Raw genomic sequence first — 19,674 nt, 5'->3', positions numbered from 1 at the left:
GCAGGCCACGGCGCCACATTGAGGTCTGAGGCCGGAGCCGTACATACTCGCAATCGGTGCATCCGCGGCAATGGGCACCACCCATTCAGAAAATATGTAGCGTCAACCAAAAAGGAATGCCGAACAACAGCAATGCCCAGCCACGCTATTTCATTTTCTGACTGTCGAACGTGTCTGACGAAGCCATTTCCAACGCTATCATTTAGGTCACCATGCAAAATGGATTGCAATATCCTTTGATTTCCCTATTTGTTAGCTGAAAAAATAGACTATGGCCATGATAATAATGCAAACAGAACAGAATAATAAGTTACCTGAAAAATCCCTCAATGAATCCAAGTAATCATTGCTTTTTTTATTTAGCTTGATAATCGCATCGCTTTCACTTTCAGCATCTACTTCAACATGATGCTTTCTGAATCCCTGTTGCTTCATATCGTTAATAACTTTTTGTGTGACTACTTCTTTTCTCATAACTGTTGATTTATCACCTTTTATAAAAATAATATACCTATTCATCATGCCACCTATAAAGCACGGGATTTTACTTCTATGCCAGAATTACAGAGCCACCGTTATCAGACGATCTTTTCCCACTACCGTCACGGTCCTGCCACCCACCAGATACGGCATCGAGTTGGCTACTTAAAATTTTTTTCATGAACTCTCTCCTTGAATTGTTCAGGTTTGCAACCATCAAAAATGGTTGAATTTCATACTATCCCTGTACGACCAGCAAAAAAATTAAATGTCATTAAATTATGATGCTTGTCACATGGATTTTCACACCGCTATAGGAAATTAATCCAACGTTCATTTTCAGGAGTAAATAATCATCGACACCAAGAATAGTTCCCCCTAGCACTCATTGAATGCTTTAATATTCCACTAATTGATTCGTTGAATATTTTATTAATTTTTATCACATTTAACCACAGTTACAAACGCCGCAGAATCAATCGAAAAAATATCATTAAAATGGAAATCAGCGCTTGGCTAGAATGGTTTATTTCCTATGCGATCGCTCTTCACTTGCCACTATCACCGAAAACACAGGCACCAGCGAGAAAATCCAGCAGCGCGCGGTTGAACAGCGCCGGCCGCTGCAGGGGCGCGAAGTGGCTGACGCCCGGCAGCGTTACCAGGCGAGCGCCGGGGATGCTGTGGCTCAGGTAGACGGCATGTTCGGCGCGGATAAACTCATCGTGTTCGCTGTGCACCACCGTCACCGGCACGCGAATAGCCGCCAGATCCTGCGCGGTATAGTTCGGCTGGCTGCTCATCATCAGACTTACGGCGGCGACGAAGGGAGCGAAATCTTCCGGCGTCGGTGACAAGGCGGCATAGTCTTGCGCATGGCGCGCAAAGCAACGTTCGACGATCGGGCTGGACGACGGCGGTTTAACCCCGCTGGCGTCCATATTGCAGCCGAAGAAAAAAACGCCGGCCACCCGCTCGGGTGCCCGGTGGGCAGCGATGAGCGCGACGCAGGCACCGTCGCTCCAGCCCACCAACGCGGCACGCGGGATGCGCAGCGCCGTCATCACCGCCAACAGGTCATCGGCCATCCGATCGTAACGATACGGCCGTGCGTCGCGCGTGCTGCGCCCGTGGCCGCGGCTGTCGATGACCAGCACGTTATAGCCGGCAGCCAACAGCGCCGGCAGTTGATAGCCCCAGTTGCCGCTGTGGCCCAGGCCGCCGTGCAACAGGATCACCGTCGGTTCGGTGCCATAGGCGGCATACCAGATACGCGCGCCGTCATGCTCGATATCCCCCTGTCGGGCACCGGGCGGCAATGCCGGCGCGCCTTGCGCGGCAAAACGCGTTAAATCGTCGTCGGTTGGCATTTTTCCCCCTCATTCGTCGACGTGGTGCGGCGAAACGGCATCAGAGGAGTATAGATCGCACCGTAAAGCGGTGCCGTTCGCTTTCCCGACATATACTTAAATCAGGAATCGCAATGGAGGACGGTGAGATGAAAAAGATAACGCTGGTGTTCTTGATGCTGATGTTGAGCGGTTGTATCGGCGGCGGCGGTGGCCCGTCGAATGCGCCGCCGGCGTCGCCGAATGAACCCTACACCTGCAGTAACTCCGGCGCCAACAGCGACTGCTCGCAATCGGTTGAGCCGTCAATGTATTAACCGCGTTCGGCGGGCCGTCGCTGAACGGCCCGCCGCCTTAACGTTGAACTACGAAGAGTGCTCCTCTTCGTTCGCCTGATATCGCGTCGCCTGCTGCTTCATGAATACCACCTCCTGCGGGCTGGACAGGCTCACTTCCTGGGCGCGCAGCAGCTTGAGGATGTTGAACAGCAGTTCGCTCTTGGTGGCGCCGACCATGCGCGGACTCGGCACATAGCCGGTCACGCTCAGGATAATGCCGTCCGGCCCCAACTGACTGAAGCGCACATAAGGCGCCGGCGTCTCCAGAATGGTTTCATACTCGTTATAGGCGCTGAGCAAGATATTGCGCACCTGTTCCGGGTCGATAGAGGTCGGGAACGTCAGCGCGATGGTCACCACCCCTTGCGCATTGCCCATGGTGGCGTTACGCACGTTCTGCGAAATCAGCTGCGAGTTGGGCACGATCATGGTGGAGCGGTCGCTGAGCTGAATCTCGGTGGCGCGCACGTTGATGCGACGCACGTCGCCCTCCACGCCGCCGATGCCGATCATATCCCCCACCTTCACCGGGCGTTCGGTCAGCAGAATCAGGCCGGAAATAAAGTTCTTCACGATCTCCTGCAAGCCGAAACCGATACCGACCGACAGGGCGCTGACGATCCACGCCAGGTTGCTCCACTGAATGCCCAGCGCCGCCAGGGTGATCAGAATCACCAGCACATAGCCGATATTGCTGAACAGCGTCACCAGCGAGGCGCGAATGCCGACGTCCGAGATGGTCTTCGGCAGCAGTTCAGAACCCAACCAGCGCCGTACCGCGCGCAGAATGTAGATGCCGATCGCCAGGCAGATCACCGCGTTGAGCAGGTTGCCGGGCACGATGTTGAAACGCTGCAACCCTTCGCCGGTCAGGATGGAGACGATTTTCTCCATCAGCGTACCCGGCGTGGTGCTGCCGAACGAGCCGTTGAACAACGCGACGATCATCAACAGCAGCAGTGAACATTTGGCCAGCGCGGTGGTGATGATCGACATCTGCTCCAGGTGGCGATCCTTGAAGCTGAGCGTTTTCTTCAGCATCTTGCCGCTGACGGTCTGCGGCGAAAACAGCGCGGCGCAAAAGTCGGTGGCGAACAACACCATGAAGTAGAACGCCATCAGCACCAACACTACCCAAATCAGCTGGTAGGTCAGGAAGCGAGCGAAGGCGATGTAGCCGATCAGCAGTGAAAACAGGATCACCACCGAGCACACCAGGGTGACGATATGCACCAGCCCGCCGACCAGCGTGCGTTTTTCCAGGTGCGCGCCCTGCTGTTCCAGACGGCGGCGAATGCGCTGGCCGCGCAGCGGCGCCGCCAGCAGCACCATGCCGATCAGCCCCGCCACCAGACCGTTGCCGAAGATGGTGGTGGCCAATGAGGCGCTGACGACGTTGTTGATCAGCTCTACGGTGCCGAACGCCAGCGCCAGGCCGGCCAGCAGCGGCGAGAAGTAGCGCAGCCCGGCGGCCACTTCGTTATCCATGGAAGCCAGACGCCACGACGGACGATTCAGCGACAGCGCCGCGCGCCCCAGCCCGGCGATCATCGCGCAGAAGATCCCCAAACGGTTAAAGCCTTCGGCGAAATCTTCAAGCATCACCGGCAGCGGTTGTACGCGAACGAAGACGTAATACAGCAGGTTTAACGCGATCGAGGTGGTGAACACCGTCACCGCCACGGTGACGATAGCCATGAAGCTGCGGCGCAGGCGTCCGTCAGGCAAGAAGCGAATGCTGACCCAGGCAAGGAAACGCTCGGAGAAATAACGTCCCCAGGACCAGACAATCACCGCCAGCGCCAGCAGCGCCAGCGTGCCGTAACGCCACTCCTCCTGCCAGCTGGCGTCCCAGGCCGCTTTCATCTCGGTGTTGAACTGATCCAGCCGCTGCACGTCATCCGCTGACGGCTGCACCACCGGCGCCCAGAACTTGATGCCCAGAATACTGCCGGTATTCAGCGCCAGTTGGGTTTTAAACGCTACCCGGCGCAGATCGCTGATCTGTTGCCCCAGGTCGAATGCGCTGGTCTTGATGGCCTGCGCGCGCTTTACCGCATCGTCGAGCTGTTTCTTGCTGTTGTTCAGCGCATTGCGCTGCTGGGCGACCGCTGGGGTTTCCGGCAGCGCGCCGGCGACCGGTGCCGGCCCCAGAACGTCCAGCTGCGCCTGCAGCTTTTCCTGCAGCGGCTGCAGATCGGTAGACAGTTTGTCCATGCCGGCGACCAGATCGTCGGTCGCCAACCGCAGCTTGCTGAGCTGGGTGTCGGTAGTGGCTTTGGAAACCAGCTGCTTCATGCTGTCGAGCTGCTTTTGCGCGGCTTTCAGCTGCGTGGCGGGATCGGGCGCGCTTTCGGCGGCGGGATCATCCTGGGTGGCGGCGACGGCGCCGAGCGGCGTGAGCTGCAAACCCAGCAGCAATAACAACAACAGCAGGAACGGGCGAGGCTTTAACATAAATTCAGTGCTCAGCATCATTATCTGATAGACAGACCAACAGGCGGCGGATGAACCGTCGCTTAACCATAAACGCTAATTATAATAGCTGCTTCATGTCGGCCGAAATACAGTAATTATTCCCATTGTGTGCCATGCGCCCCGGAGGTCATTAGCCTGCTGATTATTCGGGCGCTTTTACACTGGCGGCGCGGCGCAAAGCGCTCTATACTCCAGCCACCGATTAACCTGCAACCAATAAAAGGAGACTTACTATGCTGACGTGTGAATTGGTTTTTCACTCACACTTCTTTGGTAATCGTCGCCGCTCAAGCATTACCGGTATCGTGCTGCGATAACCCAGCTTGAGCGAAGCTTACTAAAATCCAGGATCTTCCCTCCGGCTTACCGGGTTGTCGTCAGCGATGTTTGACGATAGGCATTGTCATGCCTGTAACTCTTGAGTAAGCAATGAGCACATTACTGTCTGCACAATCTGTCGGTTACGACAACGCGTTCGGCGCCCTGCTGAGCGAGATTTCCTTCAGCCTGAAAAAAGGCGATCGCATCGGTTTGATCGGCGATAACGGCTGCGGCAAAAGTACCCTGCTGCAAATCCTCAGCGGTGCCCTGCCCGCACACAGCGGAACGGTGACATTGTCACACCAATGCTTGATGGCGCGCATCGAGCAGCACCTGCCGCCTGAGCTGCACGCCAGCACCCTGCTGGACGCGGTTCTGGCCCGGTTGCCTGCGAGCCAGCACCTCAGCGAACGCTGGCGCTGCGAAGCGCTGCTGGCCGAGATGGGGTTTGAACCAACGAGCTGGACGTTGAACGCCGGCACCCTCAGCGGCGGCCAGCATACCCGGCTGCTGTTGGCCCGCGCGCTGATCCGCCAGCCCGATTTGCTGCTGCTCGACGAACCCAGCAACCACCTGGATCTGCCCACGTTACTGTGGCTGGAACAGTTCTTGCGTAACTGGAACGGCAGTTTCGTGCTGGTGTCGCACGACCGCTATCTGCTCGACCAGGTGACCAACTGCACCTGGATCCTGCGCGACAAAACGCTGCAGTTCTTCCGCTTACCCTGCTCCGCTGCGCGCGCTGCGTTGGCAGAACAGGATGCCGCGGACGAGCACCGTCGCCAGGCCGAGCAAAAGGAGATCGAACGGGTAGAGAAAAGCGCCAAACGGCTGGCGGTCTGGGGCAAGGTCTACGACAACGAAGATCTGGCGCGCAAGGCCAAGCAAATGGAGAAGCGCGTCGATCGGTTGAAGGAAGAACAGACTACCCTGACCGCCGGCAGCCCGTGGCGGCTGCGCCTGCAGGGAGAAGCGCTGGACGCCGATCGCCTGCTGGCGCTGCCACACTGGGCGGTGCGTCCGGCGCCGGATGCGCCGGTGCTGTTCAGCCTGGAACACCTGCGGGTGAAAAGCGGCGATCGCATCGCCATCGTCGGACGCAACGGCTGCGGCAAATCGTCGCTGCTGCGTCTGCTGTGGCGCGAGTATCAGCAACAAACGCTGCGCCCGGCGCTGTTCCACCCGCGGGTGCGCATCGGTTATTACGATCAAAGCCTGCAGCAGTTGCGCGATGAGGACACGTTGAGCGATGCGCTGGCGCAGTTTGCGCCGTTGACCGAGGAGCAGCGAAAAATGGCGCTGATCGGCGCCGGTTTCCCTTACCTGCGCCACTCTCAGCAGATCCGTTCGCTGAGCGGCGGCGAGCGTTCGCGGTTGCTGTTCGTCGGCCTGACGTTGGCCAACCATTCGCTGCTGTTGCTGGATGAGCCCACCAACCATCTGGATATGGCGGGCAAAGAGGAGCTGGCGGAAACGCTGCGCCAGTTCCCCGGCGCCGTCATGCTGGTCACCCACGACCGGATGCTGATTGAACAGAGCTGCAACCGTTTTTGGCTGGTCGACCAGCAAAAACTGACGGAGTGGCACGATCTGGCGCCGGTGTACCAGCGCCTGGCGGGTGAAACGCCGGCGCTGCCGACGGCGGACGAGGCCAACGCAAACGCGCCGGCGCCAGACGCGCGGCTGGAAGGCGAAGACGCGCTGTTGGCCGCCCTGTTTGCCCTCGAAAGCAAGCTGGAGGCTGACCTGGCGCGTAAACCGAAGCACCAGAAACCGGCGCTTCAGGCGCGCTGGCGCCGCGAGATTGCCGACCTCACCGCCCGGCTGCAGCTGGGCTGACCCTGACAGGCCACCCCGGCGGCCTGTTTTTAAGGAGAGCAACATGTCATTTTCACTTGAAGCGGCCTCGTGCGCGCAGCAGCCGCTGTTGGCGGCCATGCTGCTTGACTGCCTGCGCGAGCTGGGCGCCGACGAGGCTTACCCCTATCTGCCGCTCTACTGGCGTGAAGCCGGCCGCTACCCTTATTTGATCTTGAGCGATCGGCAAACGGCCGGTTTTGCGCTGGTCAGGCGCCTGGATAGCGCCAGCGTCGAAATGGCCGAGTTTTACATCCGGCCCGCCTGGCGGCGCGCCGGAATTGGGCAACAGGCCGCTCGCGCCTTGTTTACGCAGCATCCGGGTGGCTGGTCGCTGTCGGTCGGCCAAGATAACCCCCGCGGGCTGGCGTTTTGGCGAGCGGTGATACCAACCGGGGCCACAACGGCGCCGCTTTCCTCTGCCGACGCCATGACACAGCTGGGTTTTTATTACCCGCCGGGCTGAGCGACACATTAACTTCATCCTTTTATGACAGGGTAAGTCGATTCGTTCTTTGCTATCGAGCCTGCCATGACTGCACTTTCCCCACAGGATATCGAAGCGCGCTATCGCTTCGCGCGTGAAATCGCCCGCGCCGCCGCCGATCTCGCCTTCAGCTTTTATCAGCGCCGACAAAGCCTGGCAATTGACTTTAAACAGGGTCTGCAGGATGTGGTCAGCGAAGCCGACCGCCGCGTCGAGGCGCTGATTCGCCGCATGATCAACCGCCGGTTTCCCCTCGATGGGTTTCTCGGTGAAGAGAGCGGCGGCAGCGGTGATAACGCCGCCTGTATTTGGGTGGTCGATCCGATTGACGGCACTGCCTGCTTCCTGAACGGGTTACATACCTGGTGCATCTCGATAGGCGTGGTAATCGACGGTGAGCCGACGATCGGTGTGCTCTACGATCCCAACCACCGCGAAATGTTTCGCGCTTGTCTCGGCGGCGGCGCCTTCCTCAACGGAGAACCGATCGGCGTGCATGCCGGGCGCAGCGTCGCGGACGGCGTGTTGGGCGTTGGGATTTCAGCGCGCGCCTCGGCAGCGGAATTCAGCGGTTTTATCTGCCGTTTGCTGCAGGCGGGCGGCATGTTTGTGCGCAGCGGTTCCGGCGCGTTGATGACCGCACAGGTGGCCGCCGGCCGGCTGCTGGGCTATTACGAACCGCACATGAACGCCTGGGACAGCCTGCCTGGGCTGGTGCTGACGCGCGAAGCCGGCGGCGTGGCGAACAACTTCATGAACAACAACGGGCTGCGGCGCGGCAACCCGTTGCTGTTGGCCAATCCGGTGCTTTATCCGCAGCTGCTCGAGCTGATTCAAACGCCGGGTTTGATCGGTTCGACGTGCCCTATCGCGCGCGTGATGGCCGGATAAAGCGCGCGCAGCCGCCGTTCGATCAGATCGACCGCATCGTGCGCGGCGGCGATGGTCACCGCCGGCGATACCCGGCAGTGGAAGTTGACGATGATGCCGCCGTCGGTCTTGCGCGCGCGGATGTTATGGACGTCTTGCACCATCTCCCCCTGCTCCAGCGCCGACTGCAGGATCCGCCGGATATCGGCCAGCTCAGCCGCATCGACATCCTCACTGGTCAGCCAGTGCGGCGTCTGCGGTTCCAAATGGGTCTCTATCTCGGTGTCTTCGCCGATCGCCTGACGCAGGATCCCTTCTATCTCCGTGGCGATGTCATGCGCCTGCGCCACGCTGGCGTTGGCCGGCACCGCCAAATCCATGCCGATCGCCATGCGCGTCGGCAGCTGCTGCAACGCCACATTCTGCACCTGTGCGCCGTGGTTGGCGGCGATCGTCCGGATGCGCGTAGCCATATCTTCATCGCTACGGATCTGGGGCACCGCGATGACGGTGAATTCCGCCTTGGCGTACTGCTCCTGCAACCGTTCGACAATCGCCTGCTTCAGCGCATTGATGCGCTCCAGCGGCAAGGTGCGGCACACCGCCACCGTGATCTCGACGAACAGCACCGCGCCGGCGTTGCGAATGCGTACGCTGTCGCAGGCCAACACTGCCGGGAAGCTGTCCAGCGTAGCGCGGATGTCCTCGGTAGTGCCGGCCGGCGCGGCGTCCATCAGCGAGTCGAAAGAACGCTTACCCAATTTAATCGCTGCGATGAAGATAAAACCGGCGACGATCAGCGCGGCGATGGCGTCTGCACGGCCAAACCCCAGCAGAACAAAGATCATCCCCAGCAGCACCACGCCGGAAGAGAGCATGTCGGAAAAGAAATGCAGCGCATCCGCTTCCAGCGCCGCACTGTCGGTGGCTTTGGCGACGCGGTTGAGCGCCCGCACCCGGAAGAAATCGACGCAGATGGAAATCAGCAGCACGGCGATCACCACCGGCGCAGCGACGATCTCATGCGGCTGCCCAAGCAGACTGCTGCCCGCCTCATAGACGATCCAACCGGCGGCAGCCAACAACAGCAACACCTCGAACAGCGCCGCCAGGTTTTCCACCTTGCCGTGGCCGAAGTGGTGATCGTCATCGGCGGGTTTATCACTGATGCGCACCGCCAGCCAGGTAATGCTGGTGGCGATAAAATCGGTAAAAGAGTGGATCCCTTCGGATATCAGGCCAATACTGCCGGTAAAAATACCGGCGACGAATTTGCCCGTAGCCAGCAACCCGCTGGCGATCATCGAGTTTCTGGCTACGGCCTGCTTTTCATTTTGCATTATGCTGCTCACATTCGGACGGTGATTTATTTTTTTACTTTAGAGGATAATTGCCAGACAAAGGCGATCAGCAGCATACTGCCAGAAAATGTCAGCATGAGGCTAGTGAGGAATTCGGATTTTCCGGTGGAATAAAAATAAATCTCATTAACGCCCACCGAAACCATTAAAATGGCGTAGAGCAATCCCAGAATAAGAATCGTCATTATTATCAACTCCTGTATCAGGCTGCGCGTTCAGCGCGCCGCTAAATCCTCCCCATAATAAATAGCGGTTACGGGGAGGATGCATCTAGGCGGATCTTTAGCGTTCATCAATCATCCCATTTGGTGCTCATATAGGCCGCCAACAGGCCCAGCGAGCTGATCATTGCCAGGAATCCCATAAAAATAGTCATGTTTCCCATTTTGTTGTCCTCAGGTTAAATGTTGTCGATAAAATCCCCTTGCGTTAAATATCGGGGTTGGTCGGTGTCCATGGTTGTTTAACGTCCTCCTCAGGTTTGTCACATTCCCGCCCTTTACGGGCGGGCGCGGTTTAAATACCCAAAACGTGCTGGGCGATTTTGAAATAAATAATCAGGCCGGTGCCGTCGATAAAGGTGGCGATAAACGGCGCCGATACCACCGCCGGATCGATGCCGAGGCGTTTCAGCAACATCGGAATGATCGACGAAACAATGGCGCTCCACACGGTGATCGCCACCAGAGACAGGCTGACAACCAGCGTCACCTCCATGCCGACGCCCATGATCCAGGCACGCACCCAGGCCGCCAGGCCGATGGTGACGGCGATCAGCAGCGAGGTCGTGACCTCTTTGCGGATCACCGCGCCCAGATTGCGCAGGCTGACCTCGCCCAGCGCCATGGCGCGCACCAGCGTCGAAGTGATCTGGGTGCCGCTGTTGCCGCCGGTGCCGATCAGCAGCGGGATGAAGAACGCCAGCGCAATCGCCGCTTCGAGCTGATCTTCAAACGCCTTCAGCACGTTGCCGGTGTAGGCCTCGGCAACAAACAGCATCAGCAACCACACCGAACGTTTGCGCCACAGCGCCCACGGGCTGGTCTCCAGGTAAGGCTTGTCCAGCGGCAGGCTCGCGCCCTGGCGCTGCGCATCCTCGGTATTCTCATCTTCGACCAGCCGGGCGATCTCACGCTCTCCCAGCACGCCGACCAGCGTGTTGTTGACCACCACCGGCACTACGTCCAGCCCCCCTTTGCCCAACAGGTGCGCAACGTCGTTGCGGTCATCGTCGGGCGAAACCTGGAAATAGCTGTGATCCATCATCACGCCGACCGCTTTATCCTGTTCTTCACACTGCAGCAGTTTTTTCACCGACAGCGTACCGCGCAGATGATAATCGTCCGCGGTAATAAATACCCGGGTGGGAATTTCGTCCGTTTTAAGCTGTGAAAGTAAATATTCCCGGGCATGAGTGACCGTCATCGTCGCGGGAACAGTAATAAAATCGGCGTTCATATAACCGGCGACCGAAGTCTCGTCGAGAGTTTCAGTCGCGCTCAGCGCCGGAGAAGAATAGTGTTGATGTGACTTAATCATTTTGTCAGTCCCTATTTCTGTTTTGAACTTCAACAGCGAATCGCATAGGGGCGTAACCACAGAGGGAGTGCAGACTGCCTATCTCCGCGTCCAGGTTTTAGCACTATACAACGTATCCGAGTTGTTGCTCGGAAGTTACTTTGGGCTGAACCTTAATCCGATAAAGCCTGTCTTAACCTTGGGCATCTCTCGATGTCGTCAGATCAGTAACCTGTGTTTGTATAGGAGCCTCGCCAAACGAGATACTGCATATAAACTACCGGCGCAGTATAGGCGGTGTTTTATCCGGCGGGAAGAAAAGATCGCCCGTTGTTTATGGAGTATTTAGGATAATGTTATTAAACGGCCATTTATAAAAACGGCTGATATAAATCAGCCGTTTTTTATTTTTCAGTGTTCGAGAATGTAGACGTTTTTATCGTATAAAGCGCCCTGGCGGGTAAAGTCTATCCCCTTCACGTAAGGTTTGATGAGCGTGGCGTTAGCCTCATAGTACACCGGCGCCACCGGCGCATCGGCGGCCAGCACCGCTTCGGCCTGCTGGAAGTTGTGCTGCACCTGCTGCGGCGTCTGCGCCGCCGTCGCCTGATGCAGAATGCGATCGTAGTCCGGATTGCGGTATTTGGGGCTGTTCTCGCTGCTGTCGGAGCGGAACACGTTCAGGAAGGTGGAAGGATCGTTATAATCCGCCAGCCAACGAGTAAAGGCCACGCTGTACTGCCCACGGTTGATATTGTCCAGCGTCACTTTACGCTCCTGGCTTTGCAAGGTGGCCTCCACGCCGAGGTTCTTTTTCCACATGGCGGCGGCGGCGATGACGATTTTCTTGATGGTGGCGTCATTGCTGTACAACACGGTAAAGCGCAGCGGATTCTCGGCGTTGAAACCGGCCTCCGTCAGCAATTGCTTCGCCTGGGCGTGCCGTTGCTCGGGCGTCCAGCCGGCGGCGCTGCCGGCCTGCAGGCTATAGCCGCCCGCCCCGGTAGGGGTAAAAGTCCAGGCCGGCTGTTGGCCGTATCCCAACACTTTACCGGCGATGATCTCTTTATCCAGCCCCAGGTTCAACGCCTGGCGCACTCGCACATCGTTAAACGGCGCCTGCTGATTATTGAAAGCGAAATAACTGGTGGAAAGCAGCGGATAAGTCACCAACTGCTGCTCGCCGAGCGTTTTTTTCAGCTGCTGATACAACTCCGGTGGCGTGGTATATCCCAGCTCAACCTCACCGGCGCGAAAACGCGCCACTTCCGGGAAGCCCTGGATCGGCAAAAAGGTCACCTTGTTGAGTACGGTATTGGCGTTATCCCAATACTGCGGGTTACGTTCCACCACCACCTTTTCGTTCACTACCCACTGACTGAGGCGAAACGCCCCGTTACCGACAAAGTGCGCCGGCTGCGTCCAGTTTTTGCCGTACTGCTCCACCACCTTGCGGTTAACCGGCAAAACCGGGAAATGCACCAGTTGCTTGAGCAGATAAGAATTGGGCTCCGACAGCGTGACCTGCAGAGTGTGCGCATCCAGCGCTTTGACGCCCAGCTCGCTCGGCGGTTTGCTGCCGGCGTTGATCGCTGCGGCATTCAGCACGTAGGCCGAAGCCAGATAGCTGCCGTACGGCGAGGCGGTTTTCGGATCGGTGAGGCGCCGCCAGCTATAGACGAAATCGTCGGCGGTCACCGGATCGCCGTTCGACCATTTGGCCTGCGGCCGCAAATGGAAGGTCCAGACGTTGCCCTGGTGCTCCCAGTTCAGTGCCAGCGCCGGGATCGCTTCGCCGTCTTTCCCGACGCGCAGCAAACCTTCGAACAGATCGTTGAAGATATAGAACTCCACGTTGCTCTCGGCCAGGTTCGGATCCAGCGTCGCCGGTTCATACCCGTTGGCGCGCACCAGTTCCTGTACCGGCGCCAGTTTAGCGCCTGCCGGCACCTCGGCGGCCTGAGCGAACGTCGCGTTAAAAGCCAGGAAGATTAAACCAGCCAATTTATTGCTATTGAATGAATATTTCACGTCGATATCCCTGATGAGTGTTTTATCGCGTTCAATATGCAATGAGGCAGTGGAATAAATTAAATCATTAATCGCTATGAGTCATAACCAAAAGCGGTGTTGAATTTCTTTCATTATCAAAGGGGTATTAACCAGATAGCGGCGATAAACCGGAGAAACAGCACGAGGGCGGGCATTGTCGAACAGACATAGAGAGAATCGGCAGAAAAATAATGCGGGCAATCAATCCAGATTATTCCAGCCGAAACTTAACTTATCCTTAGGGCAATTCATTTTGTGAGCGATCGTCAAAAATAATTTAATACGAATCGTTTTCACTATCATTATTGATGTTCTTGGCTAAAATCGGGCTGCTTGCGCTTGCCAGGCGATATTCGTTTTCCTCATTCGAACGCTAAAAAAGGATAACTGCATGAAGCTGCGTATCTCATCTCTCGGCCCTGTCGCCCTGCTCGCCTCCTCGATGATGCTGGCCTTCGGCGCTCAGGCGGCCTCCGCCGACCAGGGCATCGTTATTTACAACGCCCAGCATGAAAATCTGGTGAAATCCTGGGTCGACGGTTTTACCAAAGACACCGGCATCAAGGTGACGCTGCGCAACGGCGGCGACAGCGAATTGGGCAATCAACTGGTGCAGGAAGGCAGCGCTTCGCCTGCCGACGTCTTCCTGACGGAAAACTCCCCGGCGATGGTGTTGGTGGACAACGCCAAGCTGTTCGCCCCGTTGGACGCCGCGACGCTGGCCCAGGTGGAACCGCAATATCGCCCAAGCCACGGCCGCTGGATCGGCATCGCCGCCCGCTCTACCGTATTTGTCTACAACCCGGCCAAGCTGACCGACGCACAGCTGCCGAAGTCGCTGCTGGATCTGGCCAAGCCGGAATGGAAAGGCCGCTGGGCCGCTTCGCCGTCGGGCGCCGATTTTCAGGCGATCGTCAGCGCGCTGCTGGCGCTGAAAGGCGAGAAAGCGACGCTGGAGTGGCTGAAAGCGATGAAAACCAACTTCACCGCCTATAAGGGCAACAGCACCGTGATGAAAGCGGTCAATGCCGGCCAGGTCGACAGCGGCGTGATCTATCACTACTACCCGTTCGTGGACGGCGCCAAAACCGGCGAAAACAGCAACCACATCAAGCTGTACTACTTCAAACACCAGGATCCGGGCGCGTTCGTCAGCATCTCCGGCGGCGGCGTGCTGGCTTCCAGCAAGCATCAGCAGCAGGCTCAGGCGTTTATCAAGTGGATCACCGGCAAACAGGGCCAGGAGATCCTGCGCACCAATAACGCCTTCGAATACGCCGTGGGCGTCGGCGCGGCCTCCAACCCGAAACTGGTGCCGCTGAAAGAGCTGGACGCGCCGAAGGTCGACGCCGCGCAGCTGAACAGCAAGAAAGTTGTCGAACTGATGACCGAAGCCGGCCTGCTGTAAGGCCCGCCGGCAAACCGAGAGTTGTTGATCGTTATGTCAAACCTGAGTACCCACGCCGCGCAGACCGCGCGGCGTTATTCTTCTGTCCCTCGTCACCAGCGGCCAGGGCCGATCGTGGTCGCCAGCGCCGTGTTGCTGTCGCTGCTGGCGCTGTTGCCGCTGGGATTCGTTATCGGCGTGGCGTTTGAAACCGGCTGGCAAACGGTCAAAGCTCTGGTTTTCCGCCCGCGCGTGGCGGAACTGCTGTTGAACACCCTGCTGTTGGTGGTGTTGACGCTGCCGATTTGCGCCGTGCTCGGCGTGGCACTGGCCTGGTTGACCGAGCGCACCTCGCTGCCGGGCCGCCGTCTGTGGGCGATATTGGCCACCGCGCCGCTGGCGGTGCCGGCCTTTGTGCAAAGCTATGCCTGGATCAGCCTGGTGCCCTCGATGCATGGCCTGGGTGCCGGGGTGTTCATCTCGGTGCTCACCTATTTCCCGTTTATCTATCTGCCTGCCGCCGCGGTGCTGCGTCGCCTGGATCCCGGCATCGAAGACGTCGCCACTTCGCTCGGATCACGGCCGCTGGCGGTGTTTTTCCGCGTGGTGCTGCCTCAGCTGAAGCTGGCGGTCTGGGGCGGTTCCCTGCTGATCGCGCTGCACCTGCTGGCGGAGTATGGCCTGTATGCCATGATTCGTTTCGATACCTTCACCACCGCGATCTTCGATCAATTCCAGTCGACCTTCAACGGCCCAGCGGCCAACATGCTGGCCGGCGTATTGGTGCTGTGCTGTTTGGGCCTGCTGTTGCTTGAGGCGCTCAGCCGCGGCCGCGCACGCTATGCCCGCGTCGGTTCCGGCAGCGCCCGCAGCCAAACGCCGCGCCGCCTTTCGCCGCCACTCGCCGCGCTGGCGCTGCTGCTGCCTTTCTCACTGACTGCGCTGGCGCTGGGCGTGCCTTTCATCACCCTGGCCCGCTGGCTGTGGCTGGGCGGATTCGAGGTGTGGCGCAACGCCGATCTGTGGCCCGCGCTGTGGCAAACGCTGTCGCTTTCCGCCGCCGGCGCGCTGCTGATTACGCTGTGCGCCATTCCGATGGCCTGGCTGTCGGTGCGCTATCCGGCCCGGCTGTACCGGGTGCTGGAAGGCTGCAACTACGTGACCAGTTCGCTGCCCGGCATCGTGGTGGCGCTGGCGCTGGTGACCATCACCATTCACAGCTTCCGGCCGATTTACCAAACCGAAATCACCCTGCTGCTGGCGTATCTGCTGATGTTTATGCCGCGGGCGCTGATCAATCTGCGCGCCGGCATCGCACAGGCGCCGGTGGAATTGGAAAATGTGGCGCGCAGCCTGGGCAAATCGCCGGCGCAGGCGCTGTGGAGTACCACGCTGCGGCTGGCGGCGCCGGGAGCCGCTGCGGGCGCGGCACTGGTGTTCCTGGCGATCGCCAATGAACTGACCGCCACGCTGCTGCTGGCGCCGAACGGCACCCGCACGCTGGCCACCGGCTTTTGGGCGCTGACCAGCGAGATCGACTACGTCGCCGCCGCGCCTTATGCGCTGATTATGGTGGCGCTGTCATTGCCGCTCACCTGGCTTCTTTATTCTCAATCTAAACGCACGGCGGGACTATGAGCACGCTCGAACTGCACGGTATCGAAAAATCTTACAACGCCATCAGGGTACTGGAACACATCGATCTGCAGGTTGCCGCCGGCAGCCGCACGGCGATCGTCGGCCCATCCGGCTCCGGCAAAACCACCCTGCTGCGCATTATCGCCGGCTTTGAAATCCCGGACGGCGGCCAAATCCTGCTGCAGGGGCAAGCCATGGGCAACGGCGACGGCTGGGTGCCGGCGCATCTGCGCGGCATCGGCTTCGTCCCGCAGGATGGCGCACTGTTCCCGCACTTTACCGTCGCCGGCAACATCGGTTTTGGCCTCAAGGGCAGCAAACGCGAGAAACAGCATCGCATCGAGGCGTTAATGGACATGGTGGCGCTGGATCGCCGTTTGGCGGCCCTGTGGCCGCATGAACTGTCCGGCGGGCAGCAGCAGCGAGTTGCGCTGGCGCGCGCCCTGTCGCAGCAACCTCGGTTGATGCTGCTGGACGAGCCGTTTTCAGCGCTGGATACCGGCCTGCGCGCCGCCACCCGCAAGGCGGTGGCCGAGCTGCTGACAGAAGCCGGCGTAGCGTCGATTCTGGTCACGCACGATCAGAGCGAAGCGCTGTCGTTCGCCGATCAGGTGGCGGTGATGCGCAACGGCCGGCTGGCGCAGGTGGGCGCGCCGCAGGATCTCTATCTGCGCCCGGTCGATGAACCGACCGCCAGCTTCCTGGGCGAAACGCTGGTGCTGACCGCCGAACTGGCGCACGGCTGGGCCGACTGCGCATTGGGCCGCATCGCCGTCGACGATCGTCAGCGCAGCGGCCCGGCGCGCATCATGCTGCGCCCGGAGCAGATTCAAATCGGTTTGTCCGATCCGGCGCAGCGCGGCCAGGCGGTGATCACCGGCATCGATTTTGCCGGCTTCGTCTCCACCCTCAACCTGCAAATGGCCGCCGGCGGCGCACAGCTCGAGATCAAAACCGTCAGCCGCGAAGGCCTGCAGCCCGGTTCTCAGGTCAATCTCAACGTGATGGGCCAGGCGCATATTTTTGCCGGTTGACACCGAGGGGGAAGCCTCTTGACGCTCCCCTCGCCGCCGCGCATTATCAACGCTATGAACCGCATTGCGCACGTCCTCACCACCACCGCAACCGCCACGCCATGGCGGGCTGCACGGGTGCGCATCAGCTAACGACGTATCCCTAAGCCCCGCCAGCCATGGACGGGGTTTTCGCTTTTCCGTGCATGCCGGCAATATCATGACGGAGAAGACAAATGCCAACTATCCCTGCACTACGCAGCGCTCTGCTGGTTATCGATATGCAAGTCGGTCTGTTCGCCTCGCCGAACGATCTGCCGTTTGCCGCCGAAAGCCTGCTGGAAAAGACCAATACGTTGATACGCGCCGCGCGAGCGGCGAACGCGCCCGTGGTGTTTATTCGTCACACGGGGCCGACGGGATCGCCCATCGCCGTAAACAGCCCGCTGTGGCAGGTTCACCCCGCTCTGCAAACCGATGTGCAGGCCGACTGGTTTATCGATAAAACCCGCCCCAGCAGCTTTCACCAGACTGGCCTGGCGGAACGGCTCAAGCAAGCCGGCATCGGTCGGTTGGTGATTTCGGGCATGAAAACGCAATACTGCGTAGACACCGCCTGCCGGCACGGCGCGGAGTTGGGATTTGACATGGTCCTGGCCGCCGACGCCCATAGCTGTTCGGACACGGCGACGCTTGGCGCCGCAGCTATTATCCGGCATCACAACCAGACCCTGTCGGGGCCGTTCGTGACGTTGGCGCTGGCGGAAGAGATACGGTTTTAAACGACGCGCCAAGGCCGGGCTAACGCCCGGCCCGCTCAGCGGCAAATCTTGTCGCGGCGCGGCTTTTTCGGCGCCAGCAGGTAATCCACCACGCTTTCATCGACGCAGCTGTCGACGCCGTTCAGCGCCAGCGTATGGCCGTCGCGCTCGCGGGTGATCAACGGGCTTTTGAAGGCCGCGGCCATCGCCTGGGCGTTGCGGTACGGGGTGGTCGGATCGTAACGCTGGGCGACAAACAGCAGCGGCGGCAGCGCGGCGGACGCCACCGGCGTGTGCGGCCGATCTTTGCCGCGATACGGCCACAGATCGCACATTTCCAGCGGATATTCGTGCAGCGGCAGATAGTGGGCATACAGGGCGGCGGTATTGATCTCTTGCCGCTGTCGGCGCAACAACTGCGGATCGGCCGTCGGGTTGGCGACGTCGGCGCAGGTAATGACGTTCAGGGCATCATCGGCGTCCGGCGAGTAACTTTCGTCGATCAGATCGGAAACCTGCTGCCCGGCAATGCCGGCATCGAGCTGACGCAGCACGGTCGCCAGCTCATGCCAGCGCTCCGGCCACAACAGCAACGAACGCGTGACCGTCAGCACATCGTCGGCGGAGATTTCATAGCCCGCAGCGGTGACGAACGGTTGATCGTGCAGCTTGCGCAGCAGGGCGTGATAGCGCTGCAGCGCCTGATTCGCGCCGCCGCCAAGCTGGCAGCTGTCGGTTTTACCACAGTAGGCGGCGAAGCGCAGGAAGCTTTGCTGGAAGCCTCGCTCCTGGTTCATGCGCTGGGTGAAGTCGTCTTCCGCCAGGTCCACCACGCCGTCCAGCACCAGTGCGCGCGTTTTCTTCGGGAAACGTTCGGCATACAACGCCGCCACCTTGGTGCCGTAAGAGTACGCCACCGCCGTCAGCCCCGGCTCGCCCAGCGCGTGGCGAATCACGTTCAGATCGTTGACCGCCTCGTCGGTGCCGATATGTTGCAGCACGTCCGCGCCGGTCTGTTTGATACAGGCGGCGATCAGGGTGCGCGTCTGATGCTCTGCGCCGGCCACGTCGTTGTCGTCCGGCGTCGGGGTTTCGTCGCCTTCGGCCACCTGACAAGATATTTTCGGCGTCGACTGACCGACGCCGCGCGGATCGTAACCGATGATATCGTAGGATTTGCGCAGTCTGGCGATCTGGGCGTCGTTGCCCAAATCAGGATTGATGCCCGGCAGACCCGGCCCGCCGCTGATCACCACCAGGCTGCCCTTTTTCGGCCCGGTTGCCGGCAGCAGAGTTAACGCCAGACGCACGGTCGCTTCCCCCGGCTGCGCCGCATGAGCGGGCGGCGTGGCGTACGCCAGCGGCGCCTCGAGGTAGCCACAGCGCAGCCCCGGCGTCGGCGGCTCATCGAACCAACGCTGAAAACCGCTGTTGAGACAAGATTGCCAACGGATGCCGTTTTCGGCCGCCGCGCCGTGAGCCGCAGGCTTGGCCTGGGCGGGCAACGTGGCGGTGGCCGCGGCGAGCAGCGCCAGAATACGCAGTACTGACATGGGGAGTCCTTTCAACTCAACGAATCGGTCAAAGGTTAACGATACCCGGTTAAACCGCTAGCCAATAGAACACAAAAAGCCGCGCGGGTGAAGCCGTCGCCGTATGGCCGGCAAGATATTCCCCTGCTCGGATTGCTCTTATAACGCACAGCATGCTGCAAAAAACGCCGTTCACCTGCTAGGCTTAAGGTTCGTTGTACTCACAAGGAAC

The 19,674-nt window shown here is 59.5% G+C and carries 17 protein-coding genes and 1 riboswitch; of the genes, 8 read left to right on the top strand and 9 right to left on the bottom strand.

Going from position 1 to position 19,674, the window contains the following annotated elements; translation table 11 throughout:
- Nucleotides 1-252: 252 nt before the first annotated feature.
- On the bottom strand, nt 253-519 hold the full coding sequence (locus AAIE04_RS13990; RefSeq protein WP_498577155.1) for a hypothetical protein: 267 nt from the start codon (nt 517-519) through the stop codon (nt 253-255).
- Between the two features lie 509 nt (nt 520-1,028).
- Nucleotides 1,029-1,850: an alpha/beta fold hydrolase gene (locus AAIE04_RS13985; RefSeq protein ID WP_498577154.1), complete on the bottom strand. Its 822-nt coding sequence runs from the start codon at nt 1,848-1,850 to the stop codon at nt 1,029-1,031.
- 128 nt (nt 1,851-1,978) lie between these two features.
- On the opposite strand from AAIE04_RS13985, the gene AAIE04_RS13980 reads away from it, so the two are divergent.
- Nucleotides 1,979-2,146: a hypothetical protein gene (locus tag AAIE04_RS13980; RefSeq protein ID WP_230328910.1), complete on the top strand. Its 168-nt coding sequence runs from the start codon at nt 1,979-1,981 to the stop codon at nt 2,144-2,146.
- Nucleotides 2,147-2,194: 48 nt separating this feature from the next.
- Here the strand turns inward: AAIE04_RS13980 and AAIE04_RS13975 are convergent, their stop codons facing one another.
- Nucleotides 2,195-4,624, bottom strand: a complete 2,430-nt coding sequence (locus AAIE04_RS13975; protein ID WP_025159764.1) for a DUF3772 domain-containing protein — start codon at nt 4,622-4,624, stop codon at nt 2,195-2,197.
- 450 nt (nt 4,625-5,074) lie between these two features.
- On the opposite strand from AAIE04_RS13975, the gene AAIE04_RS13970 reads away from it, so the two are divergent.
- The 3 genes from AAIE04_RS13970 to AAIE04_RS13960 all read left to right on the top strand — a co-directional run bounded on the left by AAIE04_RS13970 (nt 5,075) and on the right by AAIE04_RS13960 (nt 8,201).
- A complete protein-coding gene (locus AAIE04_RS13970; RefSeq protein ID WP_498577153.1) occupies nt 5,075-6,805 on the top strand; it encodes an ABC-F family ATP-binding cassette domain-containing protein in 1,731 nt (576 codons plus the stop codon).
- A 43-nt stretch (nt 6,806-6,848) separates the two neighbouring features.
- The gene (locus tag AAIE04_RS13965) at nt 6,849-7,289 is read left to right on the top strand and encodes a GNAT family N-acetyltransferase (RefSeq protein ID WP_498577152.1); all 441 of its coding nucleotides are present in this window, start codon (nt 6,849-6,851) and stop codon (nt 7,287-7,289) included.
- 66 nt (nt 7,290-7,355) lie between these two features.
- Nucleotides 7,356-8,201 carry an inositol monophosphatase family protein gene (locus tag AAIE04_RS13960; protein ID WP_498577151.1) on the top strand — a complete coding sequence of 282 codons (846 nt, stop codon included), beginning with the start codon at nt 7,356-7,358 and terminating at the stop codon, nt 8,199-8,201.
- Here the strand turns inward: AAIE04_RS13960 and AAIE04_RS13955 are convergent.
- The 5 genes from AAIE04_RS13955 to AAIE04_RS13935 all read right to left on the bottom strand — a co-directional run bounded on the left by AAIE04_RS13955 (nt 8,144) and on the right by AAIE04_RS13935 (nt 13,090).
- A complete protein-coding gene (locus AAIE04_RS13955) occupies nt 8,144-9,520 on the bottom strand; it encodes a cation diffusion facilitator family transporter (RefSeq protein WP_498577150.1) in 1,377 nt (458 codons plus the stop codon). The two genes, AAIE04_RS13960 and AAIE04_RS13955, sit on opposite strands and share 58 nt — an antisense overlap.
- Before the next feature lie 26 nt (nt 9,521-9,546).
- Nucleotides 9,547-9,726 carry a hypothetical protein gene (locus tag AAIE04_RS13950; RefSeq protein WP_019455425.1) on the bottom strand — a complete coding sequence of 60 codons (180 nt, stop codon included), beginning with the start codon at nt 9,724-9,726 and terminating at the stop codon, nt 9,547-9,549.
- A gap of 107 nt (nt 9,727-9,833) precedes the next feature.
- Entirely contained in the window at nt 9,834-9,926 is a 93-nt protein-coding gene (mgtS, locus tag AAIE04_RS13945; RefSeq protein WP_004938109.1) for a protein MgtS, read from the bottom strand.
- Nucleotides 9,927-10,057: 131 nt separating this feature from the next.
- On the bottom strand, nt 10,058-11,080 hold the full coding sequence (locus AAIE04_RS13940) for a magnesium transporter (protein ID WP_019455426.1): 1,023 nt from the start codon (nt 11,078-11,080) through the stop codon (nt 10,058-10,060).
- A 75-nt stretch (nt 11,081-11,155) separates the two neighbouring features.
- A riboswitch (M-box (ykoK) riboswitch) is annotated at nt 11,156-11,329 on the bottom strand.
- 141 nt (nt 11,330-11,470) lie between these two features.
- Nucleotides 11,471-13,090, bottom strand: coding sequence for an ABC transporter substrate-binding protein (locus AAIE04_RS13935; RefSeq protein WP_498577149.1), 1,620 nt, complete (start codon nt 13,088-13,090; stop codon nt 11,471-11,473).
- Between the two features lie 412 nt (nt 13,091-13,502).
- Between AAIE04_RS13935 and AAIE04_RS13930 the strand changes: the two genes are divergently transcribed.
- The 4 genes from AAIE04_RS13930 to AAIE04_RS13915 all read left to right on the top strand — a co-directional run bounded on the left by AAIE04_RS13930 (nt 13,503) and on the right by AAIE04_RS13915 (nt 17,931).
- Complete coding sequence (locus tag AAIE04_RS13930; protein WP_498577148.1) at nt 13,503-14,519, top strand: iron ABC transporter substrate-binding protein; 1,017 nt, start codon at nt 13,503-13,505, stop codon at nt 14,517-14,519.
- A 33-nt stretch (nt 14,520-14,552) separates the two neighbouring features.
- Nucleotides 14,553-16,136, top strand: coding sequence for an ABC transporter permease (locus AAIE04_RS13925; protein ID WP_498577147.1), 1,584 nt, complete (start codon nt 14,553-14,555; stop codon nt 16,134-16,136).
- Complete coding sequence (locus AAIE04_RS13920; RefSeq protein WP_154746240.1) at nt 16,133-17,170, top strand: ABC transporter ATP-binding protein; 1,038 nt, start codon at nt 16,133-16,135, stop codon at nt 17,168-17,170. The genes AAIE04_RS13925 and AAIE04_RS13920 overlap by 4 nt, the downstream gene beginning before the upstream one ends.
- 215 nt (nt 17,171-17,385) lie before the next feature.
- Complete coding sequence (locus AAIE04_RS13915) at nt 17,386-17,931, top strand: cysteine hydrolase family protein (RefSeq protein ID WP_498577146.1); 546 nt, start codon at nt 17,386-17,388, stop codon at nt 17,929-17,931.
- A 35-nt stretch (nt 17,932-17,966) separates the two neighbouring features.
- On the opposite strand, the gene AAIE04_RS13910 is transcribed toward AAIE04_RS13915, so the two are convergent.
- Complete coding sequence (locus tag AAIE04_RS13910; RefSeq protein ID WP_019455432.1) at nt 17,967-19,463, bottom strand: alpha/beta hydrolase; 1,497 nt, start codon at nt 19,461-19,463, stop codon at nt 17,967-17,969.
- Between the last annotated feature and the right edge of the window lie 211 nt (nt 19,464-19,674).

The organism is Serratia sp. Ae19-1, assembly GCF_059801225.1.
This window is presented reverse-complemented; position numbering and strand designations above follow the sequence as displayed.

Excerpts from the sequence above, each read along its gene's own strand:
- AAIE04_RS13950 (WP_019455425.1), bottom strand. The coding sequence starts at position 9,726 with ATGACGATTCTTATTCTGGGATTGCTCTACGCCATTTTAATGGTTTCG.
- AAIE04_RS13960 (WP_498577151.1), top strand. The coding sequence starts at position 7,356 with ATGACTGCACTTTCCCCACAGGATATCGAAGCGCGCTATCGCTTCGCG.
- AAIE04_RS13930 (WP_498577148.1), top strand. The coding sequence starts at position 13,503 with ATGAAGCTGCGTATCTCATCTCTCGGCCCTGTCGCCCTGCTCGCCTCC.
- AAIE04_RS13990 (WP_498577155.1), bottom strand. The coding sequence starts at position 519 with ATGAATAGGTATATTATTTTTATAAAAGGTGATAAATCAACAGTTATG.
- AAIE04_RS13970 (WP_498577153.1), top strand. The coding sequence starts at position 5,075 with ATGAGCACATTACTGTCTGCACAATCTGTCGGTTACGACAACGCGTTC.
- AAIE04_RS13940 (WP_019455426.1), bottom strand. The coding sequence starts at position 11,080 with ATGATTAAGTCACATCAACACTATTCTTCTCCGGCGCTGAGCGCGACT.
- AAIE04_RS13965 (WP_498577152.1), top strand. The coding sequence starts at position 6,849 with ATGTCATTTTCACTTGAAGCGGCCTCGTGCGCGCAGCAGCCGCTGTTG.
- AAIE04_RS13985 (WP_498577154.1), bottom strand. The coding sequence starts at position 1,850 with ATGCCAACCGACGACGATTTAACGCGTTTTGCCGCGCAAGGCGCGCCG.
- mgtS (WP_004938109.1), bottom strand. The coding sequence starts at position 9,926 with ATGGGAAACATGACTATTTTTATGGGATTCCTGGCAATGATCAGCTCG.
- AAIE04_RS13915 (WP_498577146.1), top strand. The coding sequence starts at position 17,386 with ATGCCAACTATCCCTGCACTACGCAGCGCTCTGCTGGTTATCGATATG.
- AAIE04_RS13975 (WP_025159764.1), bottom strand. The coding sequence starts at position 4,624 with ATGTTAAAGCCTCGCCCGTTCCTGCTGTTGTTGTTATTGCTGCTGGGT.
- AAIE04_RS13925 (WP_498577147.1), top strand. The coding sequence starts at position 14,553 with ATGTCAAACCTGAGTACCCACGCCGCGCAGACCGCGCGGCGTTATTCT.
- AAIE04_RS13910 (WP_019455432.1), bottom strand. The coding sequence starts at position 19,463 with ATGTCAGTACTGCGTATTCTGGCGCTGCTCGCCGCGGCCACCGCCACG.
- AAIE04_RS13955 (WP_498577150.1), bottom strand. The coding sequence starts at position 9,520 with ATGCAAAATGAAAAGCAGGCCGTAGCCAGAAACTCGATGATCGCCAGC.
- AAIE04_RS13980 (WP_230328910.1), top strand. The coding sequence starts at position 1,979 with ATGAAAAAGATAACGCTGGTGTTCTTGATGCTGATGTTGAGCGGTTGT.
- AAIE04_RS13920 (WP_154746240.1), top strand. The coding sequence starts at position 16,133 with ATGAGCACGCTCGAACTGCACGGTATCGAAAAATCTTACAACGCCATC.